Source organism: Streptomyces sp. NPDC093225, assembly GCF_044753805.1.
In the GTDB taxonomy this organism is placed as follows: Bacteria; Actinomycetota; Actinomycetes; order Streptomycetales; family Streptomycetaceae; genus Streptomyces.
This window is the reverse complement of record NZ_JBIVNX010000005.1, coordinates 32,313-57,634: the sequence shown is the minus strand read 5'-3', so window position 1 is coordinate 57,634 and position 25,322 is coordinate 32,313. Positions and strand designations below refer to the sequence as shown.

Sequence of the window (25,322 nt, the reverse complement as noted above, 5' to 3'; positions counted from 1 at the left end):
CGGCCGACTTTTGTCCGACAAGCCGACAATCCGTCTTTTTGTTCAACTATCAAGTTCAGCTTCAGGGTTGGCTGCGGGCGTGACCACTGACACGAACACCCCGCCCACCCCCGCCCGCGCCAGCCGCCGCGGGCTCCTGCGCGCCGCCGTGGCCGGCACCGCCGTCGCGGGGGCCGGCCTGGCCGTGGGCGCGGCCCCGCCCGCGGCCGCGGCGCCCGTCGGCTGCGCGCGCCCCGACACGCCCGCCGAGGCGCTGCGCGAGCTGGCCGCCGGCAACCGCCGCTGGCGCGCGTTCCGCGAGCGGCACCCCCACGAGTCGCCGGCGGTGCGCCGCCAACTCGTGGAGGGCCAGCACCCCTTCGCGGTGGTGCTCGGCTGCATCGACTCCCGGGTGCCGCCGGAGCTCGTCTTCGACCAGGGGCTCGGCGACCTGATGACCGTCCGGGCGGCGGGCGAGGTACTGGACGAGGCGGTGCTGGGCAGCGTCGCGTACGGCGTGCTGGAGCTGGACATCCCGCTGGTCGTGGTGCTCGGCCACCAGTCGTGCGGGGCCGTCAAGGCCGCCGTGCACGCCGACGAGACGGGCGAGCGGCTGCCGAACCACATCCAGTACATAGCCGATCAGATACGCCCGGCCATCGACCGCACCCAGCAGGGCGCGGCCCGGGTCGACGCGACGATCACCGCGCAGGTCCGGCTGGTCAGGCAGCGGCTGGCGGCGGAGCCCGACCTGGCCGGGCGGGTGGCGGCGGGACGGCTCGCCATCGTGGGTGCCCGCTACGAACTGACCGACCAGGCGGTGCGCACGCTGCCCCTCAGGGACCGCTGATGATCCAGATGATCGCCACGGTCCGGGTCTCCGTGATCACCCGGTAGAGCACCGTCACCATCCGCCCGGTGTCGGTCGCCGGACCGGCCAGCACGCGGCGCAGTTCGATGCTGGCGGCGGGTTCGGCGGCGCTGTCGGCCCGCGGGTCGCCGACCAGCCGCTTCAGGGCGCGGTAGAGCGCCTGGCGCTCGCCGGGGCTGAGCTCGGCGACTTCGCGGTTGAGGCGCTCCGGCAGGAGGACGTGCCAGTCGCTCAACGGCCCCCCTCGCGCGCGTCGCCGGAGTCGTCCCCGTAGGTGTCGCCGTAGGCGTCCGCGTACGTGTCCGCGTAGGTGTCGTCGAAGCGGGCGAAGAACTCGTCCAGGCCGCCCGTCTTCTCGCTGCCCTCGAGCGCCGCGCCGATCGCGTCGGCCACCTCGGGGCGGGTGCGCAGTGCCCACACGTGGCGGTACTCGGTGAGCACCAGCGGCACCTCGTCGAGCCGGGCGGCGCCGAGGCGCGCGTCGAAGGCGACGAGGTCGGGCGGGGAGACGACGGCGAGCGCGGCCCGCAGGTCGGCGATGGTCTGGGGCCCTTCGGCGGCGGCGAGCCGGTAGGGGTCCGCCCAGGGGCGGGTGGGGCTCTCGTGGGGCAGCGCACTCATGGTGTCCTCCTCCGTCCTACTCCACCGTACGCGCTGGATCAGTCACCGGGGAGGGGGCCGGCGATCTCCGCACCGAAAACACGCGGACCCTCCGCCGAGCTCGGCTCGGGGAGGGTCCGTACGCGGTGCACGGGGCGTCCGGCGGCGGGGCCGCCGCCAGCGGTCCGCGGCCGAACTACTCGCCGACGACGCCCGACTTGGCGATGGTGACCTTGGCGGACAGGGTGCCGCTGCGGGAACCCAGGTCCTCGATCTGCTTCACGAGGTCCATGCCGTCGACGACCTCGCCGAAGACGACGTGCTTGCCGTCCAGCCAGTCGGTGACGATGGTCGTGATGAAGAACTGCGAACCGTTGGTGTTCGGGCCCGCGTTGGCCATCGAGAGCAGACCCGGGCGGGTGTGCTTCTTCTCGAAGTTCTCGTCGGCGAACTTCTCGCCGTAGATGCTCTTGCCGCCGGTGCCGTTGCCGGCGGTGAAGTCGCCGCCCTGCAGCATGAAGGCGGGGATGACGCGGTGGAACGAGGAGCCCTCGTAGCCGAAGCCGTGCTCGCCGGTGGCCAGCTCGCGGAAGTTCTTGGCGGTCTTCGGGACCACGTCGTCGTACAGCTTGAAGACGATGCGGCCGGCCGGCTCGCCGTTGATGGTGATGTCGAAGAAGACGTTGTTGCTCATGGACCCATCCTCACATCTTCGGGCGGATGGTTTCACACGGGGCTCCCCGACACGGCCCCATTCGCCGTAACCGGCCGGGGAGCGCCCGTGCGGTCACGGGCCCTCAGAGCGCCGGGTAGTCCGTGTAGCCGCGGCCGTCGCCGCCGTAGAACGTGGCCGGGTCCGGGGTGTTGTACGGGCCGGCGGTGCGCAGCCGGGCCGGCAGGTCGGGGTTGGCGAGGAAGAGCCGGCCGAAGGCGATGAGGTCGGCGACGCCCTCCTCGACGAGCGCCAGCGCCTCGTGGTCGGTCGGCTCCGCGGTCGCGGGGTTGAGGACGAGGAGGCCGGGGAATTCCTTGCGCAGCGCGAGGGTGACCTCGCGGGTCTCGGCGGAGGACTCCAGGACGTGCAGGTAGCCGAGGCCCAGCGGGGCGAGCTCCTTGACCAGCGCCAGGTACGCCGGGAGCGGCTCGGGCTCCTCGATGTCGTTGTACCCGTTGCCGGGCGAGACGCGCAGCGCGGTGCGCTCGGCGCCGATCGCGGCGGCCACGGCCCTGACGACCTCGACGGCGAAGCGGATGCGGTTCTCGACGGAGCCGCCCCATTCGTCGGTGCGCCGGTTGGAGCCGGGGGCGAGGAACTGGTGGACCAGGTAGCCGTTGGCACCGTGGACCTCGACCCCGTCGAAGCCGGCGTCGACGGCGTTGCGGGCGGCCGCGGCGAAGTCGGCGATGACACGGCGGATCTCGGGGACGGTGAGCTCGCGCGGGGTCGCGTGGTCCTGGAGCCCGTCGGGGGTGAAGGACTGGCCGGCCGCCCTCACGGCCGAGGGGGCGACCGAACCTGCGGCGCCGGGGCGCTGGGCCGGGTGGCCGATGCGGCCGGTGTGCATCAGCTGCGCGAAGATCCGCCCGCCCGCCGCGTGCACGGCGTCCGTCACCGTGCGCCAGCCGGCGACCTGCTCGGCGGTGTGGAGACCGGGGGTGAAGGGGTAGCCCTGGCCCTCCACCGAGGGCTGCACGCCCTCGGTGACGATCAGTCCGGCCGACGCCCGCTGGGCGTAGTACTCGGCCGTGAGCTGCGGGGGTACGCCGCCCTCGACCGCGCGGCTGCGGGTCATCGGGGCCAGGACGATGCGGTTGGCCAGCGGGGTGCCGGCGAGGACGACGGGCTCGAACGCTGTGGTCATGTGGTGCCTCACAGTTAATGGGTCGGCCAAGCAATGGCTTCGGAAGACACTGTAGACCCATTTACTTGGTCGGCCAAGGTAAAGCTTGGCCGACCAAGGTAAAATGCCTCTGAGCAGCACGTACGGTCGACCGGACGCGTCCGGTCACGCCGGACACGTCCGGGGACGACCGCGGACGGAGCACCCGAGGGAGGGACAGCACATGGCGACCCACGCCGAGACCGGCGTCGCCGGGGCGAGTGCCGGGACCGGCACCGAGGTCGGGGCCGGCGCGCCCACGGACCCGGGCACGGGCGGCCCCCACCGGGAGGCGCCCGTCTGCGCGCCGGCGCCCGGCGCCGCGCTCGGCGGGCCGGTCAGCCACGCCGTGAGCCGGGTGGCCCGGCTGCACCGGGCCGCGGCGGGCCGGCTGCTCAAGGACCTCGGCCTGTACCCGGGCCAGGAGTTCCTGATGATGCACCTGTGGGCCAACGGCGCGGTGCGCCAGGCCGAGCTGATCAAGGCGGTCGGCCTCGACCCGTCCACCGTGACGAAGATGCTGCAGCGCCTGGAGCACGCCGGGCACGTGCGGCGCCGGCCCGACCCGGCGGACCGGCGGGCCGTACTGATCGAGGCCACCGAGGCGAGCTGCGACCTGCACGGCGAGGTGCGCACCGCGTGGGGCGTGCTGGAGGAGCAGACACTGGCCGGGCTGACCGGCCCCGAACGGACCGAACTGGCGCGGCTGCTGGCGAAGGTGGAGGGCAGCCTGTGCCACGAGGGCGCCGTGGCCGCCTGCCCGACGCCCGACGGCGACCGCGGGCCGGCCCGGGCCTGACCCGGCTGGAACGGGACCGAGACGGGCGAACGGTTCCGGATGCGGCTGCTCGACCACGCCGAACGGTGCGCCCGTGCCGCCGCCGAGGTCCGGACCCCGCGACGGCCCCGCCGCCGCCCCTCGGGCGTTACGGCACGAGCCCGCCCCGCCGCTGCCGCTCGCGGTCGATCATGTCCTGGAGCGTGTCCCGGACGTCCTCGGAGAGCCGGCGGGCCGCTGCCGAACGTGCTCCCCACGCCCGTGGCCGGTCGGGCGGTCCGATCGGCTCACCGATGGTGATCAGCCACTTCGCCGGCAGCGGGAAGGGCGAGGTCAGCGGAACGTAGGGGAGGTCCAGGAGCTTGGCCAGCCCGGGCAGCTCACCCATCTTCGGGCTGGACTCCTCCGCCCCGATGACGGCGACGGGCACGACCGGCGCACCCACGTGCAGGGCCGCCACGGCGAAGCCGGGATCGAACGGTCGGAGCCGGTGACCGTCGCGGAACGACTTCTCCAGACCGGACACACCTTCCGGGAACATGCCCACGAGTTCGCCGCGGGCCAGCCGCTCCATGCACGCCCGGGGGCCGATCGGCACCGCCCCCTTCCTCGCCGCGTACGGGCCCAGCACCGGGAGCCGGAAGACGAAGGGCGCGGCGAGCACGGAGAGCGGCCGGCCCAGGGACCGCAGCAGCGTCTTCTGCAGGACGAACGCGTCCAGGCCCCAGGCGCCGGAGTGGTTGGCGACGAGCACGGCGGGGCCGTCCTGGGGGATGTTCTCGAGCCCGAGCACGTCCAGCCGGAACCAGTCGTCGACGAACCGCTCGAGCAGTCGCTCCCAGGCGTTCTCCCCGACGCCGCCGAGCAGCTTCCGGAGGAACCGGAGCTCGGCTCCCGCGACCTCGATCACCTCGGCCACGCTCTCCGACACGAGCGGTCCTCCCTCGCTCCCCGCGCCACGCCACGCCACCGTCCGGGCAGGGCCCTTGCCCCGTCCAACGGCCGCGGGCGCCCTTTGATCACGAGCTGCGGCCGATCGGCGGAATCGACTCTTCGTTCCCCCTTACACCCGCCCCGTGCCCGTGCCCGTGGCGGTGCCAGTGCCGGGGCCCGCGACGGGTCCCGCGAGGGCCGCGTCGGCCACCGCCAGGGCGGCCGCCATCACGGTCAGCTGCGGGTTGACCTGCGGACAGCTGGGCAGCACCGAGGCGTCGGCCACGAACACGCCCCGTACGCCCCGCAACCGGCCCTCGGGATCGACCGGGAAGCGCTCCGGGTCGGCGCCGGCGGCCAGCGTGCCGGTGGGGTGGAACGCGGAGAGGTGCAGCTGACGTGCCCTCACCCGGGCCAGTACCGCGTCCAGTTCGTCGGGGGTACGGGCGTACGGCGCGGCGGTGATGCCGGTCAGCACCTCCTGCGCGCCGGCGGCGAAGAGCAGCCGGCCCATGGCCCGGACCGCCGCCAGCAGGCGTCCGGCGTCGCGCGGGGCGAGGTCGTAGCGGACCAGCGGGCGGCGGCCCGCGCCGAGGACCCGGCCCGAGGGGAGGTCGGCGATCATCGCGCCGAGGGTGGCGAGCCGGTCGGCGGCGTCGAGTTCGCGGCGCAGGTCGGCGCCGAGGCCGGGAAGGACGACGCCGCCCATCCCGGGCGGGGTGGCGGTCGCCTCGATGAGGACGCCCCGGTCGTGGAGTTCCGCCACGCCCACGCTCTGCAGGACGCCCTCCCAGGCCGTCACGGGTCGGGGGAACCGGCCCGCGACCGCCGCGGCCGGGTGGACGCTGAGGTTGCGGCCGGTCCGTGGGTGGCCGCCGAGGCCCGAACGGCGCAGCAGGGGCGGCGACTGGAGGGCGCCGGCCGCGACCACCACGAGCGGGGCGAGGACCTCGCACTCGCCGCCGTCGGGCCGGCGTACCCGGACGCCCGCCGCGGCGGGTCCGCCGGGCCGGTCGCGGTCGACCAGGACGCGCAGCGCGCGGGCGCCGGTGAGGATGGTGGCCCCGGCGGCGCAGGCGTCGGGCAGCACGGAGAGCTGGACGCTCTGCTTGGCCCCGGTCGGGCAGCCGACCACGCACTGGCAGGATCCCTTGCAGCCCGGCGCGTTGCGCCGCAACGGAGCCGCTCGCCAGCCGAGTTCACGGGCGCCGGCGAGGGCCAGCAGGCCGTTGCGGCCCAGTGGGCCGAGCGGTTGGGTGGCCACGCGCAGGGTGCGTTCCACGTCGTCGAGCCGGGCTTCGAGGCCGTCGGCGAGGGCGCAGCCGTACCGGTCGCGCCAGCGGGCCAGCACGTGGTCCGGAGTGCGGTAGCAGGTACCGGAGTTGACGACGGTGGTGCCGCCGACGGCCCGGCCGGTGGGGAGCAGGAGCGGGGGCCGGCCGAGGGCCGCGCTCGCGCCGCCGTCGCGGTAGAGGGCGCCGAAGCGCTCCAGCGGGGTGCGGGCCGCGAAGGAGGCCGTCGTGTGGTGCTCGCCCTCTTCGAGGACGAGGGTGCGCAGTCCGGCCCGGGCGAGGGTGCGGGCCGCCATGGCCCCGCCGGCGCCGGAGCCGATCACCACGGCGTCCGCGGTGCTGCGGGCGGGCCACTGCGCCACGGGCACGCAGTCCAGCGGCGGGTCCTCGGGACCGGGTGGGCGGGGGCCCGCGGGCGGCTGCGCGGCCAGCAGGCGCTCGGTGCCGGCGGCCAGCAGGACCGGCACCTTGACGAGGTCCAGGAGGGCCGCCGGGGCCGCGTGGGCGCCGAGCGTACGGACGAGTTCCTCGCGGGCGGCCGGGTCGAGGGCGCCGAGCCGCCGCCCGGTGCGGGCGACGGCGTACGCGTCCACGGCGGCCGCGGCGGCGCGCACCCCGGCCCGGGCGGGGCCCGGCATCGTACGCAGCACGGCGTGGAGGCGGCCGGGGACGCGGTGCTCCCAGGCCGGGTCGGGGGGCGGGGCGCTCCGCTCGGCGCCGGGTGCGTGCGGGGCCGGATCCTGCGCGTCCGGCAGGCCGGTGGCGAGCAGGGCCGCCACGAGTCCGGCGGCGCTCACCGCTCCCCCACTTCCGCGTGGGCGGTCCCGTCGAGGGTCCAGAGGGCCTCGGTCCGCCAGCGGCCGCGCCAGCGTTCGAGCCGTACGACCGCGTCGGCGCGCTCGCTGTTGCGGCAGACGGCGTGGGAGCCGTCCGGGTCGTGGTAGTCGAGGGCCAGGGTCCGGTCGGGCGGCTGGGTGACCGTCACGTGGATGCGGCGCAGCCCGGCGCGGCCGGTCACCGTCCACCGCGGGAGCCCGAGCCGGGCCTTGAAGCGGCCGGGTCCCGCCCAGCCGACGGCGGTCCGCTCGGCGCGGCGGGGCCACGTGCGGCCGCCGCGGCGCAGCCGCAGGAACACCAGCGGGGGCAGGGCCCGTAGCACCGGCCGGGTGGAAACGGCGGCGACGACCTCCAGCACGTCGCCGCCGCCGAGGTCGGCGTGCAGCCAGGACCAGCGCCGGGCGTTGCCGTGGCCGTAGATGCGGGCCGTGGCCCCGGGGGCGCCGGTCAGGGTGAGGGTGCCACCGGGGTGCGTCACGGTGCCCCGGTACGTCGACCGGGCAGCGGGCAGCATCTGCGCGGCCGGCAGCAGCGGGCGCCGCCAGGACCAGCGGGGGAACGTGAACAGCGGCTCGTCGGCGGGCCGTTCGGTCAGGTCCCACGTGAACCCGGCCGCGGTCCCGGTGAGGCGGCCGGGGCGCACCCGGACCTCCCGCGCGGCGAAGCCGTCCGCGTCGGGGCCGGGCTGCCACGGCTCCGGTCCGAAGCGCGCGTGCGCGACGGGGCCTTCGGGCGGGTAGAGCGCGATCCAGCCGTGGGCGTGCGCGGGTCGGGCGGGATCGGTGGGTGCGACGAGTTCGTGGTGCAGCCAGAGGCCGGTTCCGGTGGCCGGGTCGGTGAGGGTCGTGTACCAGACCTCGGTGCGGCCGGGCTCGCCGGACCAGCGCGGGGCGAGCAGCTGGGTCGGGGCCGGGGTCCCGGCCCGGGCCGGGATCAGCGCCCGGGCCGGGGTGCCCGTGTGGTCGTCGCGGGTGTCGCCCGCGGGGCCGATGCCGCCGGGGTCGTCCGGGGGGCGCGGGAAACGGAAGCTCGCGAGGAACGGGAGGAGGCCGGTGGCGAGGGGGAAGCGGAGGCTGCCGGTGCCGATCCGCCGACCCGGGGTCGCCTCGTTGGGGGTGGGGGTGGGGGTGGGGGTCTCCGGCCCGGCTTCCGACGGGGTCGCGTCGTGCTCGGGAGCCGCGCCGTGGCGCTCGTACAGGGTGAAGGGCAGGACGGTCATGGACCGCACGGGGCGCCCCGGGGTGATCGACTTCCAGCCGTCGAGGGTCAGCGCGCGGCCGTCGGCGGCGGTGAAGTGCAGCCGGTAGCGGATGCGGCGGCGGGCCAGCGGGGAGATCTCCAACTCGCCCGTGGCGTCGGGGTCGTCGGCCCAGCCGCGGATGCGGACCCGGCCGGTCAGGCGGGCCGGTGTCGTGCCGAGGGGCCGCAGCGGCCGGTCGGACGCGGCGCGCAGGTCGAGGCGGACCGGGAGGCCGGAGCGGCCGGCTCCGGCGGGGGCGAGGGCGGGGGCGAGGTCGAGGGTGCCGAGCAGGGCCTCCTCGAACCGGGTGCCGCGCGGGGCGCTCACGCGAGCCCCTCCAGCATGATCCGCTCGGTGGCCGTGAGGTACGCCCCGGCCGCGGTCCGGGCGGCCGCGGGGTCGCCGGCGGTCACCGCGTCGACGACGGGGGCCAGCCGCGCATGGGCGGCGGCGGGGTCGGTGAAGGGGGCCACGAGCGCCGCCCGGACCGGCAGGTAGGCGTTGAACAGGGTGTTGGTGAGCAGGACGTAGACCCGGTTGCCGGTGGCCCTGGCCAGGGCCCGGTGGACCTCGGCGTCGGCGAGCTGGACGGCGTCGCCGCCCTCGGACTCCCGGACCGCGGCGAGGAGTTCGACCAGTGCGGCGCTGTCGCGTGCGGTCGCCCGGTCGGCGGCCCGCTCGGCGATCAGTGCACCGATGCTGCGCCGGACTTCGAAGATCTCTCCGATCCAGTCGGGGCTGTGCCGGACGAGCATCGGCAGCAGGTCCGCACCGCCGAGCCTGATGTAGTCCCGGACCCGGGTCCCCACCCCGTGCCGGGTCTCCAGCAGGCCCGCCTGGACGAGGCGGCCGAAGGCGTGCTTGAGGGTGGTGCGGGTGACGCCGTACCCGTCGGCCAGTTGCCGCTCGGGCGGCAGCAGGCTTCCGGCGGGGTGCCGGCCGGCGAGGATGTCCTCGCGCAGCCGGCCTTCCAGGACGTCGACGATGGTCTCGCGGGGCAGGGCTTCCACAGCGGTCTCCTCCGGGGCGGCCCCCGGTCCGGCGGCTCGCCAGCCGAGCGGCCAGGACGGCCGGCGGGTCGGCGGCGACCCAGTGGCCTAGTGGCTCAGCCACTCAACCAATGCACGCGCACCCCGTCAAGAGGTGCGCGCGGTCAAACCCTCGATTCGGCAGGGGGGTTGGCGCCCGAGCGTGGCTCAGGAGGCGAGGGCCGCGGCCGCGGCGCGGGCGAACCCTTCCGGGTTGTCCAGCATGATGTTGTGCCCGCAGTCGGGAACGGCCACCACGGCGACGCCCGCCGCGGCAAGGGCGTCGGCACCGTCGAGCGCGCCGTCCGGGGCCGGGTACAGGAAGGTGCGCGGGACCTTCAGGTCGAGGAGCAGCTCGCGCATGGTGGGCCGGGTCCCCCGGGCCAGGTGGGTGGCGCTGCGGTGCAGGGCGACCGGGCCGGCCAGCCGCATGGTGGCCCACCAGTGGGCGCCGACGCGCTCGGCCGTCCGGTCCCAGCCGTGGGCGACGAACTCCTCCTCCGTGTAGGAGGCGATGCCACTGCTGCCGGGGGCCGCCGGAGCGGTCGGCACCGGGTCGAGGTTGGCGTCCACGAGCAACAGCCGTGACACCAGACGGGGATGACGGTCCGCCAGCACGATGGCGACGGCGCCACCCATACTGTGCCCGACCACCTCGACGCCGGCCACCCCGGCCGCGTCGAGCACGGCGGCCACCGCGTCGGCGTGCGCCTCCAGGGTGTACGCGAACCCGGTCGGGCGGTCGCTGGTCCCGTGCCCCATCAGGTCGACCAGCAGCGAGCGGTGGCCGGCGAGCAGCGGGTGCCAGGCGATCTCGTTGAAGTACGCCGACATGGCACCGAGTCCGTGCAGGTACAGGCGGACCGGCTCGCGGCCGGGGAACTCGGTCCAGCGGATGACGTCACCCTCGGGGGTTACGGGAGTCTTGCGCACGGCCTGCCTTCCTGGCGGAGTGATCGGCAGGCCATCCCATCCGGCGTCCCGGGCGCCGTCAACCCCATTGCGCCCCGGCCCCGTTCCCGTACCGGGGGTACGGGAACGGGGGCGGGGCCGCCAGGCCCGGGAGCCCGCGTCAGGAGAGCTTGCCGCCGTAGTCCGGCAGCTTGAAGGTGCGCTCGGCGTGGCCGCCCACCAGGTCGCTGTCGTTGTTGCCGATGTTGGCGACGATGGTGTAGCCGCGGGCCTCGATCTCGGCACGCTTGGCGGTCTTGTACGTGCTGACCTCGTGGAAGAGGTCGGGGAGGTCGCGCACGTAGAGGCCGGTGACCGGGTAGCCCACGGTCTTCAGGTTGTACAGCGTCGGGCTGTAGACCACGCCGGGGCGGGCGGTGACGAAGAAGACCGCGACGCCGCTGGCGTGGGCCTCCTGGACCAGGTCGCGGACCTGGGCGATCGCCGGGGTGGGCCAGGTCCAGAACCAGTGGAAGTCCGTCTCCAGCGAGGAGTTGTCGATGTCGAGGACGATCGCGGGCTTCTCGCCGGCCGGGGAGTTGGCGATGCGCTGGCGGAGGTACGGGCGAGCCTGGTCGACCACGGTGCCGACGTCGCGCAGCCAGGTGTCGTAGTCGATGCCCAGGAAGACCGCGTTGCCTCCGGGGGCGGAGTACGAGGCTCCGGGCGCGACCGGCGCCGGGCGGGGCGCGGCCGACGCGGGGGCGGCCTGCGCCGGGGCCGTCAGGACGACCACGGCGGTGGCGGCAGCGGCGGCAGCGGCCGTGGTGCGCGCGATGAACTTGCGTGCGGGCATGGGGAGTTGCTCCTCCGACCATGGCGGTCTGGCGGGACCGCCGGCAGAAATTGGCATGTGCACGGCCCAGAATGAGAGGGCTGCGTCGCCATGTCTACTGGTCGGTAGGAAATTGGGGGTGACCGCCCGGTTAACCGCCGCCCCCGCCGCCCCGCTCCGACTGCTTCGAACCCGCCCCGCCCTCGGACCGCGGCGCCAGCACCACCACCGCGGTCCCGGAGGGGCGCAGCGCCGCGAACCCGTCGAGGTTCGCGTCGATCGTGCGCCAGCGCGCCCAGAGCCGGGACCGCTCCTCGCCGGTCGCGGCGTGCGCCCGTACCGGCCGCCGCCCGTCGACCAGTTGGACCGCCGCGTCGGGGTGCGCCAGGAGGTTGAGCCACCAGGCGGGCCCGCCCGCGCCCCAGCCGTTCATGGCCAGGCAGACCAGGTCGGGTCCGTCCGCCACGTACGCGACGATCACACTGCGCGGCCGGCCGGTCCGACGCCCGGTGGTCGTCAGCCGCAGCGTGCCCCAGCCCTTGCGGCCCGGGCGCCACAGCCCGACCCGGCCGCCGAAGGCGCGGTACAGCCCCCGGTGCACGGCCCAGGCCAGCCGCACGAACCAGCGCGGCGGAACCCGCGGCGCCTTCGCCCCGCCCCCACCCGTCATGCCGCCCTCCCCCTCCCCGGCCCGCCGGCGGCGCCGACCGCGCGGAGGACGATAGCCCCACCGCCCCGCCCCCGACCAGATCCCGCGCACGGCCCGACGAGGGGCTCGGAACCGGCCCCGGGCCCGGCACCACGCCCGGACCGGGTGCACCGACGGCACGACCCGCCCGGATCCGGACTCCCCGGCACGGCGCGGCACGGCGCGGCACGTGTACCCGACGGCACGGCCTAGGGTGCGGGGGCATGGTGCACGTACTGAGCAGTCGGGTCCTGTTGCGGCCGAGCGACCCGGAACGCAGCCGCGCCTTCTACGGGGAGGCGCTCGGGCTTGCGGTGTACCGGGAGTTCGGGACCGGCGTCGACCGCGGGACCGTGTACTTCCTGGGCGGCGGGTTCCTGGAGGTGTCCGGACGGTCGGCGGAGCCGGCCGGCCCCGCGATGCGACTGTGGCTCCAAGTCGCCGACTGCCGGGCGGCGTACGACGAACTCCGCGACCGCGGGGTCGAGGTCCTCCGACCACCGCAGCGCGAACCGTGGGGGCTGGTCGAGATGTGGATCGCCGACCCGGACGGGGTCCGGATCGCGGTCGTCGAGGTACCGGAGGACCACCCCCTGCGCTACCGCCCCTGACGGACGCACCCCGCCCGTCCCGTGGCCGGAAAGTGACCTCCCGTCACATCGCTGCACAGCGTTACGGTTCACTCACTGACGCCAACGTGTGTCACGTCACACCACGAACCGAACGACTGGACACGGCAGCCGACACGCGCCGACACCGGCGGCCGCGGGTCCGGGGGGACTCCACATGCACGAAATGCCCAAGGGGGCCAACGTCGCACTCGCGGCACTCACCGAGCAGCCCGGCGCGATGGTCGTCAGCCTCGGCTGGACCAGCGCGACGGGAGACGGCGACGCCGACGTCTCCGTGATCCTGCTCGATGACAACGGCAAGGTCCGAGGCGACGACGACTTCTACTTCTACAACCACCCCGCGGCCCAGGACGGCAGCGTCCAGCTCCTGGGCAAGACGCCCACCTCCAACGGCAGCGAGGACCGCATCAGCCTCGACCTCGCGGTCGTGCCGAAGGCGGTCGCCCGCATCGTCGTCGCGGCGAGCCGCTATGGCGGCGCCCGGTTCGGCGACCTGGCCGACCTCCGGATGACGCTCTCCGACGGCTCCGGGGACACGCTGCTCGGCTTCTCGATCCCGGATGCGGGCATCGAGACGGCCTTCATTTTCGGCGAGTTCTACCGGCGCGGGGAGGAGTGGAAATTTCGGGCCGTGGGACAGGGGTACGATTCCGGCCTCGCCGGGCTGGCCACGGACTTCGGCATCGCGATCGTCGACGACGAGGGTGCCGAGGAAGCGGGAGAAGAGGCCGACATGGAAGCGGCCGGGGCCGGCCCCACCCTCACCGGTGCCGGTGGGCCCGCCGGATCCACCTCCGCCGACGCTCCCGGCGGCGGGACCGGAGCGGACCCGGCCGCCACGGCCGCCCCCGTCGTGCCGGCACAGGCCGGGCCGACGGACCCCGGCCCCGCGCCGGCCCGCACCCGTACGGTCCGCACCGCCAAGAAGAAGATCACCGTCCCGCGGGTCGCGAAGAAGTCCCTCGCGGAGAACGAGACGTGGCGGCCGGCGCGCCTCTTCCCCGTACCGAACGCCAAGAGCGACCGGGAGCGCGAGGCGCGGGCCACGTCGGTGCTCCTCGCCGTCATGGCCGAGGTCCCCGAGCTCGGCCGCCGCCTGACGGCCGGATTCGGTGCCCCCGCGGGTCGGATGCAGACGTTCACCGAGGTGTCGCTGCCCCACGGCGACACGCCCCGGCGACCGGACGGCGTGGTCCGCGTCGAACGGGCCGGCAAGCTGTGGACGGCCTTGGTCGAGACGAAGACCAACGGCAATCCGCTGAAGAGCGAACAGGTCCAGGACTACATGGACATCGCCGCCCGCCGCGGATACGAGGCGGTGATCACCCTCTCCAACGACGTCGCGCTGGACGGCAGTCCCCTCGTCACGGTCAAGCTCGACGGCCGGCGCAAGCACAAAGTCGGGCTCTGGCACCTGTCCTGGGCGGAGGTGGCCCAGCAGGCCCAGCTCCTGATCCGGCACGAGGGCGTGGGCAACGCCGCCCACGCCTGGCTCCTCCAGGAGTTGCTGCACTACCTGCACCACGACAACTCCGGCTGCCACGGTTTCCAGAACATGGGTCCCTCATGGGTGCCGGTACGCACCGGCATCGAGACCGAGACGCTGTCCGCGGGGGACCCGCGCGCCGTCGAGGTGGTCGAGAGCTGGGAGCGGCTGGTGCGCCAGGTCTGCCTCCGACTCGGCGGCGAACTGGGCCAGAAGGCACTGCCCGTACAGCGGGCCCGCCGCGGCAGCGATCCGCGGTCGCGGCGGGCGGAGGCCGCGGACGTGTTGTCCGCCGAGGGCCGCCTCGCGGCCGAGGTACGCGTCGACGGTTCGCCGGGAGTCCTCGGTCTCAGCGCCGACCTGCGCACCGGCAAGCTGCGCACGTCCATGGACATCCCCGCACCCGAGGGCGGCTACCCGCTGACCGCCGCCAAACGGCTGGTGCGCATGCTCGCCGAGGCGCCTGCCGACCTGCACGTCGAGACGCTCGTCGAGGCCCGCAACGGCCCGCGCGGCACGCTTGAGCGGCTGCGGCCCGAGCCGGGCGACCTCCTGCCGAAGGACGGCGCCCCGATCACCGGCTTCCGCCTGTCGCTCTTCAAGGGCATGGGTGGGGCGCGCGGCACCACGGAGTCGGGCTTCATCCGCAGCGTCGACGAGGCGGTCGACCGCTTCTACGCGACGGTCGTGGTCCACCTCGCACAGTTGCAACGCCGCACCGACCGACGGGCGCACGCCGCGGGAGGCGCGGCGGCCGGCTGATCCCGGCCGACATCGTTCCCGGTCCGTCCACGAGCGGGCCGGGAACCGGCCGGGGACGGGGCGGGACCGGCCGGGGACGGCGACCGACCTCGCAGGGCTCAGGGGCGGGTGAGGCGGTGGAGTTGGAGAGCCAGTTGGTTCTCCAGGGCTCGGGAGGGGGTGTTCCAGTCCTTGCCGAGGAGGTGGGCGATGCGGTCGAGGCGCTGGGTGACCGTGTTGATGTGGACGTGCAGGTGGTCCTTGGCCCGGGTGAGGCTCGCGCCCTGGCGGTAGTACGTGTCCAGGGTGCGCAGGAGGTCGGTGCCGCGGGTGCGGTCGTACGCGATGACCGGGCCGAGGACGCGGTCGACGTAGCCGGCGATGTCGGTGCGCTCGCCCAGGAGTACGCCGACGAAGCCCAGGTCCGCGAGGGCCGCACCCTCGCCGGTGCGGCCGAGGGTGTGCAGGGCCTCCAGGCAGCGGGCGGCCTCCGCGTAGGCGGCCGGGAATGCTTGGGGTTCGGCGGCGGGGCCGGCCGCGCCCACGGTCACGGGGGTGCCCACGGCGCGGCCGAGGTCGCCGGCCAGGGCGGCCGCCAGGGGGCCGGGGGTGGGGGTGGGGGTGGCGGGGGGCGTACCGCCGGTGGGTGGCGGTTCGGGGGCCGGGAGGGGGACGACGAGGACCGCGTGGCCCGAGTGGGTGCCGGCCAGGCCGCCGAGGGCGCGGGCGTGCCGGGTGGCCTCGGTGGCCAGGCGTGAGCGGGACCCGGGCGGGCACTGGGCGACCAGGACCGCGTGCGGGCGGGAGGTGTCGACGCCCAGCCGGCGGGCCCGTAGCGCGAGGCTGGAGACCTGCCGGGTCCCGGCGTCGGGGGCGAGGGTGAGCAGGTCGTCGAGGAGTTCGCCGCGGACCCGGTCCTCGGCCTCGGCCACGGACCGGCGCATCAGCAGGAGCAGGGCGGTGACGAGGCTGGCGCGTTCGAACAGCCGGCGGTCGGTGTCGGGCAGCTCCGGCCGACCGGACAGGGCGAGGGCGCCGAGGAGTTCGGGCCCGGCCAGCACCGCGCACACCCACACGCCGTCGACCCGTACCGCCCGGCCGGCCGTGCGCGAGGCCGCCACGCCGGCGGGCGGGGGCTCGGCGGCGGCCGCCGCGGTGCGGGCCAGTTCGGTTCCGTCCGCGTCGTGCACGACCAGTTCGCCGCCGAGGATGGCGGCGGTCTCCCGGGCCACGTCCCCGGCCCCGCCGCCGCGCAGCACCAGGTCGGTGAGCCGGTCGTGGGTCTCGGCGGCCCGGCTGATGGCCTGGTTGGCGGTGCCCAGGTCGACCAGGGCGGCGCGGGTCTCCTCCAGCCGGCGGGCGCTGTCGATGGCGATGGCCGCGTGGTCGGCGAGCGAGCCGAGCAGGGCGATGGCGTCCTGGGTGAACTCGCGGACCGTCCGGTCGGCCGCGAACAGCACGCCGATCACCCGCGGTCCGAGCCGCAGCGGTACGCCGAGGATCCCGCGCAGGCCCTCCTCCGCGACGCCGGTGTCGATGGCGGCGACGTGCTTGAAGCGGGTGTCGGTGCGGTAGTCGGTGCTGGCGTACGGGCGGGCCGTCTGCGCGACCAGCCCGCCGAGGCCCTCCCCCATGCCGAGGCGCAGCTGCTGGAAGGCGGCCGAGACGGAGCCCTCCGTGACGCGCATGTACGTGTCCTCCGCCGCCGGGTCGTGGAGGGTGAGGTACGCGACGTCGGCACGCAGGAGGGTCCGGGCGCGCCGCACGATGGCGCGCAGGACGGCGTCCAGGTCGCGCAGGCCCGCGAGGTCCCCGGCGGTGTCGAACAGGGCCTCCAGTTCGGCCTCGCGGCGCCGGTGCTGGTCGAGGGTGCGGTGGATGGCGCGGGCGGCCCCGGTGGCCTCGGCGAGGAAGGCCAGCTCCGCGGGGGCGGCCCCGGCGGACCGGGCGGTGGCGACGGGGCGGTCGAGCTCCTCGGCCGGGCCGCCGTGCGCCAGGGCGTCGAGCAGGTCCAGCAGGGCCCGGGCCACGGGGGTGGCGGCGGCCGCGGCGGGTCGGTCGCCGTCGGGGGCGTCGGGGTGATGGCTCTGGCTGCGCATGGTGCGGATCGTAGGCCTGCGGGGTGTGCGTACGGCGGGCGGGTCCGGACCCCGGCGCGGAGTGCGTCGGGGTCCGGGTGGTGGGGCGTCGGGGTCCGGGCGGTGGGGCGTCGGGGTCCGGGCGGTGGGGCGCCGTCGCTCAGACGCGCTCGGCGGCGGAGACGGGGGTGCCGGTGGCGGCGGACGTGTCGAGGGTGCGGCCGCGGGTCTCGCGGGCCGCGAGGACCGTGAAGGTGGTGACGAGGGCCGCGAAGGCGAGGTACAGCGAGACCGGCGTCGAGGAGTCGTAGTCCTTGAGGAGTTCCACGGCCAGGATCGGGGCCAGGGCGCCGGCCACGATCGAGGCGAGCTGCGAGCCGAGCGAGGCGCCCGAGTAGCGCACGCGGGTGTCGAACATCTCGGAGATGAAGGCCGCCTGGGGGCCGTACATGGCGCCGTGCAGCAGCAGGCCCGCCGTCACGGCCAGCGCGATGACCGGGAAGGACTTCGTGTCGAGCAGCGCGAAGAAGGCGAAGGCCCACCCGGCCATGCCCACCGAGCCGATCAGGGTCACCGGGCGGCGGCCGATCCGGTCGGAGAGCGCGCCCCAGGCGGGGATGGCGGCGAAGTGGACGGCCGAGCCGATGAGCACGGCGTCGAGGGCGGTGCTCTTGGGCAGGCCGAGGTGGACGGTGACGTAGACGAGGAGGAAGGAGGTCAGCACGTAGTACGAGATGTTCTCGCCGAAGCGGGTGCCGATGGCGGTGAGCACCTCGCGCCAGGAGCGGCGCAGCACGTCGACCACCGGCGGGGTCTCCTTCGCGCCCTGTTCGGCGGCGGCCTCGGCGCGCGCCCGGGCCTCCAGGAACAGCGGGGACTCGGAGACGGACAGGCGGATCCACAGGCCGACGCCGACGAGGACGCCGGACAGCAGGAACGGGATGCGCCAGCCCCAGGCGAGGAAGGCCTCGTCCGACTGCACGGCGGCGAGCAGCGCGAGGACGCCGGTGGCGAGCAGGTTGCCGCCGGGGGCGCCGGCCTGGGGCCAGGAGGCCCAGAAGCCGCGGTGCCGTTCCCCGCCGTGCTCGGCCACGATCAGGACGGCGCCGCCCCACTCGCCGCCGAGGGCGAAGCCCTGCACCAGGCGCAGGAAGGTGAGCAGGACGGGGGCGGCGGCGCCGACGGTGGCGTGGGTGGGCAGCAGGCCCATGGCGAAGGTCGCGCCGCCCATCATCACGAGGCTGACGACGAGCAGCTTCTTGCGGCCGAGCCGGTCTCCGTAGTGGCCGAACACGATGCCGCCGAGGGGGCGTGCGAGGAACCCGACGGCGTACGTGATGAAGGCGATCAGGGTGCCGGTCAGCGGGTCGGTGGTGGGGAAGAAGAGCGTGTTGAAGACGAGCGCGGCGGCGGAGCCGTAGAGGAAGAAGTCGTACCACTCGACGGTGGTGCCGACGAGGCTGGCGCCGACGATGCGCGCGAGCGATCGGGGAGGCGTGGGAGCGGATGTTGCGGCGGCCATGGTCACCACTTCCGAGGGGGTTCGGGGGACGTCGTCGTGTCGCCACACCATAGGAACGCCCAGGTCAAGGGCGTATGTGGTGGACCGCCATAGTTGGGGGCGTCGACCCCGTCACAACCACCACACCAGAGCCGGTCCGGACCGCGACCGGGCACCTGTGGCACGGACGGAGGTGCGTGGGTCGGCCTGCTGCGCACGATTCCGGAGCGACGGCCCGGGCCTACCGTGGCGGAGTGGGAGCGAGCAGCGGCCCGGTGGCCGCCCGGGAGGTCGCGGTCTGCCTGGCCGGGGACGTGATGCTCGGCCGGGGCTTCGACCAGGTGCTGCCGCATCCCGGCGACCCGGAGCTGGCCGAGCCGTGGGCCGGCGAACCTGCCGTGCCTGGCCGCCGCGCGGCCGGACGTGTGCGCGCTGGCCAACAACCACGTCCTCGACTTCGGCCGGGACGGGTTGGCCGAGACCCTCGACAGCCTTCGCGCCGCCGGGCTGCGTGCCGCCGGCGCGGGGCGCGACAGTGCCGAGGCCTGGAGCCCGGCGCAGGTGGCGCTGGGGCCCGCCCCGCCCGCAGCGGGGCCCTCGGACGGGGACGGACCCCGCCTGCCGGTGTTCTCGGTGGGGCTTCCCTGCAGCGGCATCCCGCTCAGCTGGGCGGCCACCCCGGACCGCGGCGGCGTCGCCCTCGTGCCCGCGGCCTCGACGCGGCCACGGGCGCGCTGCGCGCACTGCGCGTGAGCCCTTTCCAGGCCCACCGCCTCACGCTGCGCCGGGCCCACCGGCGCGACGCCCAATGGCTTCGGGCCGCCCTCACGCGCAGCAGCCGCCGGTTCTCGCCGACGCTCAGCGTCCGCGACGACGCGACGCCGACCCTCGGCCTGGAGGGGCCGGGGGCGTGACCGCACTTCCGGCATCGACCCTTGAAATACCGAACGACTCGGTTTAGTTTTCAGGGGAGGTGTGAGCGGTCGAGCCCGGCCGCGGTGCGCCCTGACCCTCGAAGAAGGAACTTCCCCATGCGCTACGCAGTTTTCGGGACCGGCACGGTCGGCCGAACCGTCGCCGCCAAGCTGGCCCTGCTCGGCCACGACGTCACCATCGGCACGCGGGACCCGCGGTCGACGCTCTCGCGGACGGAGCCCGACGCCACGGGCACCCCGCCCTTCGCCGAATGGGGCCGGGACCACCCTCAGGTACGGCTGGCCGCCTTCGCCGACGCCGCCGCGCACGCCGACGTCGTCGTCAACGCGACCTCCGGCGCCACTGCCCTCGCGGCCCTCGGACTCGCCGGCGCCGAGAACCTCGAGGGCAAGCCGCTGCTGGACATCGCCAACCCCCTCGACTTCTCGCGGGGCATGCCGCCTTCGTTGGACCCGGTCAACACCGACAGCCTGGGTGAACAGATCCAGCGCGCCTTCCCCGCCGCCAAGGTCGTCAAGACGCTCAACACCATGACCGCGGCCGTCATGACCGACCCCGCCCGGGTCCCCGGCGAGCACAACGTCTTCGTCTCCGGTGACGACATCGGCGCGAAGAAGACCGCCACCGAGCTCCTGCTCTCGTTCGGATGGCCGGCCGCCAGCATCATCGACCTCGGCGACATCACCACCGCGCGGGGCACCGAGATGCTGCTGCCGATCTGGCTGCGCCTGTGGGGCGCACTCGGCCACGGGGAGTTCAACTTCCACATCCAGGGCGCCCGCACCGGCGCCTGACCCGTACCGTGCGGTCCGGGCCCCGGCCCCGCCCCGGGGGCCCGCACGGCAGCGGCAGCCGGGCCGCCCCGGGGGGCCACCGGCCGGCGGCGAACCCGCCCCCTCAGGCAGTGGGCGGCCGCAGCCCGGCGAGGGTGAGGTCGACCGCTTGTCGTGCCCATCCGGCCCGGCCCGTCCGGCCGGCCATGTAGTCGGCGTAGAAGGGACCGAGAAGCCCCGAGACCGCGGCCTCCAGATCGCTGTCGGCGCGGATCTCCCCCCGCGCCCGGGCCCGCTCCAGCACCTCGCGCAGCAGTGCCCGGCGGGGCAGCACGGTGCGCTCGCGCAGCATGGCCATCAGCTCGGGCGTGTGGGCCTCTTCGGCGAGGCAGGTCCCGATCAGCGCCATCCCGCGGACCCGCGTGACGGTGGATGCGAAGTCCTCGAGCACCGCCGTGAGGTCCGCCGCGGTGTCACCGGACGCGAGCGGGGCCTGGACCATCCGGATCGACTCCAGGGCGGCCGTGACCAGGTTGCCCTTGCTCTTCCACCGCAGGTGGATCGTCGACTTGCTGACCCCGGCCGCCAGCGCGACCTGGTCCAGCGTCATCCGTACGTACCCCTGCGAGGCCAGCAGTTCGAGCGCCGCCCGCAGGATCGCCTGGTCCTTCTCGGCCGACCTCGGACGCCCGGCCCCTCTTGCCGCTCCCATGGGCGCAGGATAGCCAATATCCGGACCGAACGGTTCGGTAGCGATTCCACCGGCGGCCGGGGTGTGCTGCGGTCGTCGGACCGGAGTCGTCAGCGCAGTCGGCGCAGGTACGGGTCGTACGGCCGGCAGGGCGCGAGTCGCATCCGGACGTCGACGACGTCGATGCCGTCGGGGCGTGCGATGACGGGGTTGAGGTCCGCTTCGGCGAGCTGCGGCAGGTCGCCCGCCAGCCGGGAGAGCCGCGCCAGGAGTTGGCTCAGGCCCCCGGCGTCGACCGGGTCCGCGCCGCGGTGGCCCAGGAGCAGCGGGGCGCAGCGGGGGGCGTGCAGGAGGTCGCTGACGTCCTGGTCGGTGAGCGGTGCGAGCCGGGCGGCGTGGTCGGCGAGCACCTCGGTGGCGGTGCCCCCGAGCCCGAACATCACGAGGGGGCCGAAGACCGCGTCCTGCACGACGCCCGTGAAGAGCTCCACTCCGCTGCGTGCCATGGGCTGGACCAGGACGCCGGAGAGCTTGCCCGTGAAACGCTCGGCCAGGTCCCGGTAGGCGGCCGCCACCTCGGCGTCGTCCTTCAGGTCGAGCCGGACGGCGTGTTCCTCGCTCTTGTGGACCAGGCCCGGCCAGTGGGCCTTGAGCACCGCCCCGCCGCGCCGGTCGCGGAGTCGGCGGGCGGCGCGGACGGCCTCCGACCCGTTCGTCGCCCACGCCGACGGGGTCTGCGGGATGCCGTAGCAGTCCAGGAGGGCGGCACACGTCGCGGGGTCTGCCCAGCCGCCTTCCGGATGCGTCGCGAGGTAGGCGGCGACGGCCTCGGAGGCACGCGCGGGGTCCAGGTCGCCGAGGTCGGTCGCCGCTCCCGTGGAGCGGGCGAGCCATGCGGTGCGGTCGGCGGCGTGCGCCAGGGCTCGGACCGCGGACTGCGGGTCCGCGTAGGAGGGGACCGCGACGCGACGGCCCGCCAGGTAGCGCACGGATTCGGCCTGGTCCGGGAGCACGACGGCCACCGGGCAGGGGCTCTCGCCCGCCGTGCGGATGACGGCGCGCGTGAGGTCGCTGCCCGTGGCGGTGGCGACGGCCGTGGGGACCAGGGAGACGACCAGGGCGTCCACCTCGCCGCTGCGGGCCAGCGCGGTCAGGCAGTCCTGGAGCCGGTCCTCGGGTACGGCGGCCGTGGTGTCGACCGGGTTGGCGGCGGCCGCGCCCTCGGGGAGGGAGGCCAGGAGGCTTCCGGTCAGCTCCGCCGACAGGGCCGGCACGTCCAGCCCGGCCTCGACCGCGGCGTCCGCCGCGAGGACGCCGGTGCCGCCGGCGTTGGAGACGACGGCGACGCGGCGCCCGGCCGGGAGCGGCTGGGCGTGCATGAGGGCGGCGGTGTCGAGGAGCTCGGCGATGCTCGTGGTGGACGTGATACCGGCCTGCCGGAAGAGCGCCCGGCGGGTGATCGTGGGCGTCGCCGCGGCGGCGGTGTGCGAGGCGGCGGCCCGGCGGCCCACCGCCGTGCGCCCGGCGTCCACGGTCAGCACCGGGATGCGGCGGGTGACCCGGCGCGCGGTGCGCGAGAAGGCGCGGGCGTTGCCGAACGACTCCAGGTGGAGCAGTGCCAGCTCCGTCCGGTCGTCCGTCTCCCACCACTGCAGCATGTCGTTGCCGCTGACGTCGTACTTGTCACCGAGCGACGCGAAGGTCGAGACCCCGATGCCGAGGCGGGACAGTCCGGTCAGCAGGGCGATGCCCACGCCTCCGGACTGGACGGCGACCCCGGCCGAGCCGGGCCGGGGGAGTTCGGCGGCGAACGTGGCGTCCAGTCCCACCCCGTCCTCCGTGTTGGCCAGACCGAGGCAGTTCGGGCCGACGAGCCGCATCCCGTACCGGCGGCACGCCTCGAGCAGCGCGTGGCCGTGTACGCGGTCCAGGCCGGCCGAGACCACCAGCAGGGCGCGCACGCCCCTCGCGCCGCACTCCCCCGCGACGGCCGGGACGGCTGCGGCCGGCACGGCGACCACGGCGAGGTCGGGTGCCTGCGGCAGGTCTGGCACGGAACGGTAGGTCGTCACTCCGAGGACGTCGGAAGCCACCGGGTGCACGGCGTACAGGCGGCCGGCGAAGCCGCCGCGGCGCAGGTTGCCCAGGATCGCGCGTCCCACGGATCCCGGACGCCTCCCCGGCCCGACCACCACGACCGATCGGGGCCGGAACAGCGGCTGGAGGCTCGCGACGTCGGCCGTGCGGCCGCGGGCCTCGACGGCGGACAGGTACGTCTCGTCGGCGTCCAGTTGGACCAGGCAGTGCACCTCCGGGCCGTTGAAACGGCGTGTGACCTTCAGCCCGAGGTCGGTGAAGACCTTGAGCACGGCGTGGTTCTCCGCCAGTGCGTCGGCCGCGAACGCGGTGATGCCCTCGCTCCTCGCCCGGGACACGGCGTGCTCCAGCAGCACCGTGCCCACACCCCGGTGGTGCCAGCGGTCGGCGACCGCCAACGCCAGGTCGGCCTGGTCGGTCCCGGGGAGCCGCTCGTACTCGACGAGTCCGACGGCTTCCCCACCCGCTTCGGCGAGCAGCGCCCCGCGCCCCGGGGAAGCGGGACGGCTGACCCGTTCGGCGGACTGCTCGCCCGAGCGGCGGTTCGCGGTGAAGAACCGCAGGCGCAGGTTCTCCGCCGACATGGCCTCGTAGAACCCGGCCACCTCGGCGCGGTCGTCCGGCACGACCGGACGGACGGACACGGTCGCCCCGTCCGCGAGGAGGACGTGTACGGGCTGGACCACCTGTGCCGTTCGTGCCATGGCCGGCCTCCTGTCGGTGCGAAGGGCTCGAGCGCGTCGGCGCCGCGTGCGCGTCGGGGGCGCATGCTCGTCGTGGCCCGCGGCCGCGCCCGTCCTCCGTCCAGGGTCGCGCGGCGCGGGGCGGCGGGGGCTGGGCCGATCGGGACATCCTTCGGGCCGGACGGCCCACCCGCCCCCGGCCACCTCGGCACCGCCGGTCCCTCCCTTCCCGGGCCGAATCGCGCGTTCACGGGCGTACGAGCAGCATGGAGGTGTCCCTCCCCTCCCGACTCCCGACCCCCTGCCGCACGGGACGGCCGCGAGGAGGTCGCTGCGATGGAGCTGCCCCTGACGGTCGGTCTCGACGGCTCCGAGCCCGGTTTCGCGGCGCTGGACTGGGCCGTGGACGAGGCGGCGCTGCACCGGTGCCCGCTGCGGGTGGTGTACGCCTCCCGGTGGGAGTGGTACGACCTCGCGGCCCCCACGGCCGGACGGTCCTCCCGAGGCGTCGGCCACGGAGTCGTCGAGTCCGCGGCCAGGCGGGCCGGGCAGCGGAACCCGGACGTCAAGGTGGAGACCGAGGTGGTCGCCGACGACCCTGCCCAGGCCCTGATACGGGAGAGCCGCACCGCGTGGGCCCTGGTCACCGGTGCCCGGGGCCGCGGCGGTTTCGCCGGCCTCCTGCTGGGTTCGGTCGGCCTGGCCGTCGCCGCCCGCGCGCTGTGCCCCGTCGTGGTCGTCCGCGGTGACGGGCCGGGGCGGCGGGACGGGCGGCACCGGGTCCTGCTCGGGGTCTCGGACACGCCCGGCGCCACGGAGGCCGTGCGCTTCGCGCTGCGCGAAGCCTCCGCGCGGGACTGTGCCCTGGAGGCGGTACGCGCCTGGCGCTGCCCCCCGCACGACGACACCCCCCACCCCGCCCTCGCCGACGGCACCTGCCTCTACCACCGGGCCCGCGCGGACACCCTGCTCGACGAAGCACTGGCACGGGCGCGGCAGGAGGAGCCCTCCTCCCCCGAGCTGCACCGGGTCCTCGTGGAGGGCCCCGCGCACAAGGTTCTCCTGGCAGGTACCGCGGCGGCCGACCTCGTGGTCGTCGGCACGTACCGCCACCCGCACCAGCCGGGCCTGCAGCTGGGCCGCATCGCGCACGTCCTGCTGCATCACGCGCGTTGTCCCGTCGTGGTCGTCCCCCGGGTCGAGGGAGGCGTCCGCGCGTGACGCACCCGCCCACCGACCGGTCGTTCCCTCCCCCGGTCCCCGCCCGGCGCAGGGCGGTCATCGGGATCGGCAACGAGTTCCGCCGCGACGACGGGGTGGGATGGGCCGTGGTCGCGGTGTTGCGGGCACGGGCCGCTCGGCGGCGGCCGCCGGACACCGTCCTCGCGCAGTGCGACGGCGACCCCGGCCGGTTGCTGGAGCTGTGGACGGACACCGAGCTGGTGATCATCGTCGACGCGCTCTTCCCACCGGCCCCGCAACCTGGACGAGTGCACCGTTGGGAGGCCGCAGAGCGGGGCGAGCTGCTTCCGGACGGGCCGGGCAGGCAGAGTACGCACGGTCTGGGCCTCTCCGAGGCGCTCCGGCTCGGCGCCGCCCTGGGGCGCGGTCCCGGCCGTCTGATCGTGTACGCGGTGGAAGGCGGCGACCGCTCCGTGGGGCCGGGCATGACCCCGGAGGTGGTGGCGGCCGTTCCCCGAGTGGTCCGACGCGTCGAGGCGGACATCGGACGGCACGGCACCGGCGAGTGCCCGCGCCCCCCCCCCCCCCCCGGGGGGGGGCGGGCGGCCCCCCCCCCCCCGCCGCGCCCCCCGCCGCCCCCCCCCCCCCCCCCCACCCCGCCCCCCCCCCC

At 75.4% G+C, this 25,322-nt stretch carries 23 protein-coding genes and 1 pseudogene; 9 read left to right on the top strand and 15 right to left on the bottom strand.

The genetic code is table 11. The features are described from left to right. Positions 1-79 precede the first annotated feature (79 nt). Entirely contained in the window at positions 80-829 is a 750-nt protein-coding gene (locus ACIQCH_RS07120) for a carbonic anhydrase (protein ID WP_402578801.1), read from the top strand. On the opposite strand, the gene ACIQCH_RS07115 is transcribed toward ACIQCH_RS07120, so the two are convergent. The 4 genes from ACIQCH_RS07115 to ACIQCH_RS07100 form a co-directional block, all read right to left on the bottom strand. Further along, positions 816-1,085: a hypothetical protein gene (locus tag ACIQCH_RS07115; protein ID WP_402578799.1), complete on the bottom strand. Its 270-nt coding sequence runs from the start codon at positions 1,083-1,085 to the stop codon at positions 816-818. The two genes, ACIQCH_RS07120 and ACIQCH_RS07115, sit on opposite strands and share 14 nt — an antisense overlap. Then, positions 1,082-1,471: a hypothetical protein gene (locus ACIQCH_RS07110; RefSeq protein ID WP_402578797.1), complete on the bottom strand. Its 390-nt coding sequence runs from the start codon at positions 1,469-1,471 to the stop codon at positions 1,082-1,084. Before ACIQCH_RS07110 ends, ACIQCH_RS07115 begins: the two co-directional genes overlap by 4 nt. A gap of 175 nt (positions 1,472-1,646) precedes the next feature. Then, entirely contained in the window at positions 1,647-2,144 is a 498-nt protein-coding gene (locus tag ACIQCH_RS07105; protein ID WP_402578795.1) for a peptidylprolyl isomerase, read from the bottom strand. Between the two features lie 103 nt (positions 2,145-2,247). Next, positions 2,248-3,312 (bottom strand): alkene reductase, encoded by a 1,065-nt coding sequence (locus ACIQCH_RS07100; RefSeq protein ID WP_402578793.1) that lies wholly within the window; start codon positions 3,310-3,312, stop codon positions 2,248-2,250. Between the two features lie 202 nt (positions 3,313-3,514). On the opposite strand from ACIQCH_RS07100, the gene ACIQCH_RS07095 reads away from it, so the two are divergent. Further along, entirely contained in the window at positions 3,515-4,129 is a 615-nt protein-coding gene (locus tag ACIQCH_RS07095; RefSeq protein ID WP_402578791.1) for a MarR family winged helix-turn-helix transcriptional regulator, read from the top strand. Positions 4,130-4,256: 127 nt separating this feature from the next. Here ACIQCH_RS07095 and ACIQCH_RS07090 read toward each other — a convergent pair whose 3' ends face one another. The 7 genes from ACIQCH_RS07090 to ACIQCH_RS07060 all read right to left on the bottom strand — a co-directional run bounded on the left by ACIQCH_RS07090 (position 4,257) and on the right by ACIQCH_RS07060 (position 11,834). Beyond that, the gene (locus ACIQCH_RS07090; protein ID WP_402578789.1) at positions 4,257-5,039 is read right to left on the bottom strand and encodes a 1-acyl-sn-glycerol-3-phosphate acyltransferase; all 783 of its coding nucleotides are present in this window, start codon (positions 5,037-5,039) and stop codon (positions 4,257-4,259) included. 132 nt (positions 5,040-5,171) lie between these two features. After that, a complete protein-coding gene (locus ACIQCH_RS07085; protein WP_402578787.1) occupies positions 5,172-7,130 on the bottom strand; it encodes a GMC family oxidoreductase N-terminal domain-containing protein in 1,959 nt (652 codons plus the stop codon). Then, positions 7,127-8,599 (bottom strand): hypothetical protein, encoded by a 1,473-nt coding sequence (locus ACIQCH_RS07080; protein ID WP_402579157.1) that lies wholly within the window; start codon positions 8,597-8,599, stop codon positions 7,127-7,129. Before ACIQCH_RS07080 ends, ACIQCH_RS07085 begins: the two co-directional genes overlap by 4 nt. 134 nt (positions 8,600-8,733) lie before the next feature. Continuing rightward, on the bottom strand, positions 8,734-9,420 hold the full coding sequence (locus ACIQCH_RS07075) for a FadR/GntR family transcriptional regulator (RefSeq protein ID WP_402578785.1): 687 nt from the start codon (positions 9,418-9,420) through the stop codon (positions 8,734-8,736). A 186-nt stretch (positions 9,421-9,606) separates the two neighbouring features. After that, positions 9,607-10,371 carry an alpha/beta fold hydrolase gene (locus ACIQCH_RS07070; RefSeq protein ID WP_402578784.1) on the bottom strand — a complete coding sequence of 255 codons (765 nt, stop codon included), beginning with the start codon at positions 10,369-10,371 and terminating at the stop codon, positions 9,607-9,609. Between the two features lie 139 nt (positions 10,372-10,510). After that, a complete protein-coding gene (locus ACIQCH_RS07065) occupies positions 10,511-11,185 on the bottom strand; it encodes an HAD family acid phosphatase (protein WP_402578782.1) in 675 nt (224 codons plus the stop codon). Between the two features lie 130 nt (positions 11,186-11,315). Further along, positions 11,316-11,834, bottom strand: a complete 519-nt coding sequence (locus ACIQCH_RS07060; protein WP_402578780.1) for a nitroreductase/quinone reductase family protein — start codon at positions 11,832-11,834, stop codon at positions 11,316-11,318. A 242-nt stretch (positions 11,835-12,076) separates the two neighbouring features. Between ACIQCH_RS07060 and ACIQCH_RS07055 the strand changes: the two genes are divergently transcribed. Both ACIQCH_RS07055 and ACIQCH_RS07050 read left to right on the top strand, forming a co-directional pair. Then, on the top strand, positions 12,077-12,463 hold the full coding sequence (locus ACIQCH_RS07055; protein ID WP_402578778.1) for a VOC family protein: 387 nt from the start codon (positions 12,077-12,079) through the stop codon (positions 12,461-12,463). Positions 12,464-12,638: 175 nt separating this feature from the next. Beyond that, positions 12,639-14,732 carry a TerD family protein gene (locus ACIQCH_RS07050; protein ID WP_402578776.1) on the top strand — a complete coding sequence of 698 codons (2,094 nt, stop codon included), beginning with the start codon at positions 12,639-12,641 and terminating at the stop codon, positions 14,730-14,732. A 98-nt stretch (positions 14,733-14,830) separates the two neighbouring features. On the opposite strand, the gene ACIQCH_RS07045 is transcribed toward ACIQCH_RS07050, so the two are convergent. Both ACIQCH_RS07045 and ACIQCH_RS07040 read right to left on the bottom strand, forming a co-directional pair. Next, positions 14,831-16,810: a helix-turn-helix domain-containing protein gene (locus tag ACIQCH_RS07045; RefSeq protein ID WP_402578774.1), complete on the bottom strand. Its 1,980-nt coding sequence runs from the start codon at positions 16,808-16,810 to the stop codon at positions 14,831-14,833. A 139-nt stretch (positions 16,811-16,949) separates the two neighbouring features. Beyond that, the gene (locus ACIQCH_RS07040; protein WP_402578772.1) at positions 16,950-18,311 is read right to left on the bottom strand and encodes an MFS transporter; all 1,362 of its coding nucleotides are present in this window, start codon (positions 18,309-18,311) and stop codon (positions 16,950-16,952) included. 254 nt (positions 18,312-18,565) lie between these two features. Here ACIQCH_RS07040 and ACIQCH_RS07035 point away from each other — a divergent pair. From ACIQCH_RS07035 to ACIQCH_RS07025, 3 genes and pseudogenes are all read left to right on the top strand, one after another. Beyond that, positions 18,566-19,007 (top strand): annotated as a pseudogene (locus ACIQCH_RS07035) (CapA family protein); the annotation flags it as partial. Positions 19,008-19,039: 32 nt separating this feature from the next. Beyond that, positions 19,040-19,204 (top strand): hypothetical protein, encoded by a 165-nt coding sequence (locus ACIQCH_RS07030; RefSeq protein ID WP_402578770.1) that lies wholly within the window; start codon positions 19,040-19,042, stop codon positions 19,202-19,204. Between the two features lie 117 nt (positions 19,205-19,321). Then, positions 19,322-20,020 (top strand): NADPH-dependent F420 reductase, encoded by a 699-nt coding sequence (locus ACIQCH_RS07025; RefSeq protein WP_402578768.1) that lies wholly within the window; start codon positions 19,322-19,324, stop codon positions 20,018-20,020. A 103-nt stretch (positions 20,021-20,123) separates the two neighbouring features. Here ACIQCH_RS07025 and ACIQCH_RS07020 read toward each other — a convergent pair whose 3' ends face one another. Together ACIQCH_RS07020 and ACIQCH_RS07015 are read right to left on the bottom strand one after the other, a co-directional pair. Next, positions 20,124-20,711 carry a TetR/AcrR family transcriptional regulator gene (locus ACIQCH_RS07020; RefSeq protein WP_402578766.1) on the bottom strand — a complete coding sequence of 196 codons (588 nt, stop codon included), beginning with the start codon at positions 20,709-20,711 and terminating at the stop codon, positions 20,124-20,126. 89 nt (positions 20,712-20,800) lie between these two features. Further along, positions 20,801-23,491, bottom strand: coding sequence for a GNAT family N-acetyltransferase (locus ACIQCH_RS07015; protein WP_402578764.1), 2,691 nt, complete (start codon positions 23,489-23,491; stop codon positions 20,801-20,803). A gap of 315 nt (positions 23,492-23,806) precedes the next feature. Here ACIQCH_RS07015 and ACIQCH_RS07010 point away from each other — a divergent pair, with 315 nt between their 5' ends. Next, positions 23,807-24,691, top strand: a complete 885-nt coding sequence (locus tag ACIQCH_RS07010; RefSeq protein WP_402578762.1) for a universal stress protein — start codon at positions 23,807-23,809, stop codon at positions 24,689-24,691. Next, positions 24,688-25,322, top strand: a 635-nt coding sequence (locus ACIQCH_RS07005; protein ID WP_402579155.1) for a hydrogenase maturation protease, incomplete at its 3' end; no start/stop codon positions are given. The genes ACIQCH_RS07010 and ACIQCH_RS07005, both read left to right, overlap by 4 nt.

Bases quoted from the DNA above. Each gene is read 5' to 3' on its own strand.
- ACIQCH_RS07110 (WP_402578797.1), bottom strand. From the start codon at position 1,471: ATGAGTGCGCTGCCCCACGAGAGCCCCACCCGCCCCTGGGCGGACCCC.
- ACIQCH_RS07105 (WP_402578795.1), bottom strand. From the start codon at position 2,144: ATGAGCAACAACGTCTTCTTCGACATCACCATCAACGGCGAGCCGGCC.
- ACIQCH_RS07100 (WP_402578793.1), bottom strand. From the start codon at position 3,312: ATGACCACAGCGTTCGAGCCCGTCGTCCTCGCCGGCACCCCGCTGGCC.
- ACIQCH_RS07095 (WP_402578791.1), top strand. From the start codon at position 3,515: ATGGCGACCCACGCCGAGACCGGCGTCGCCGGGGCGAGTGCCGGGACC.
- ACIQCH_RS07065 (WP_402578782.1), bottom strand. From the start codon at position 11,185: ATGCCCGCACGCAAGTTCATCGCGCGCACCACGGCCGCTGCCGCCGCT.
- ACIQCH_RS07060 (WP_402578780.1), bottom strand. From the start codon at position 11,834: ATGACGGGTGGGGGCGGGGCGAAGGCGCCGCGGGTTCCGCCGCGCTGG.
- ACIQCH_RS07055 (WP_402578778.1), top strand. From the start codon at position 12,077: ATGGTGCACGTACTGAGCAGTCGGGTCCTGTTGCGGCCGAGCGACCCG.
- ACIQCH_RS07050 (WP_402578776.1), top strand. From the start codon at position 12,639: ATGCACGAAATGCCCAAGGGGGCCAACGTCGCACTCGCGGCACTCACC.
- ACIQCH_RS07045 (WP_402578774.1), bottom strand. From the start codon at position 16,810: ATGCGCAGCCAGAGCCATCACCCCGACGCCCCCGACGGCGACCGACCC.
- ACIQCH_RS07040 (WP_402578772.1), bottom strand. From the start codon at position 18,311: ATGGCCGCCGCAACATCCGCTCCCACGCCTCCCCGATCGCTCGCGCGC.
- ACIQCH_RS07025 (WP_402578768.1), top strand. From the start codon at position 19,322: ATGCGCTACGCAGTTTTCGGGACCGGCACGGTCGGCCGAACCGTCGCC.
- ACIQCH_RS07020 (WP_402578766.1), bottom strand. From the start codon at position 20,711: ATGGGAGCGGCAAGAGGGGCCGGGCGTCCGAGGTCGGCCGAGAAGGAC.
- ACIQCH_RS07015 (WP_402578764.1), bottom strand. From the start codon at position 23,491: ATGGCACGAACGGCACAGGTGGTCCAGCCCGTACACGTCCTCCTCGCG.
- ACIQCH_RS07010 (WP_402578762.1), top strand. From the start codon at position 23,807: ATGGAGCTGCCCCTGACGGTCGGTCTCGACGGCTCCGAGCCCGGTTTC.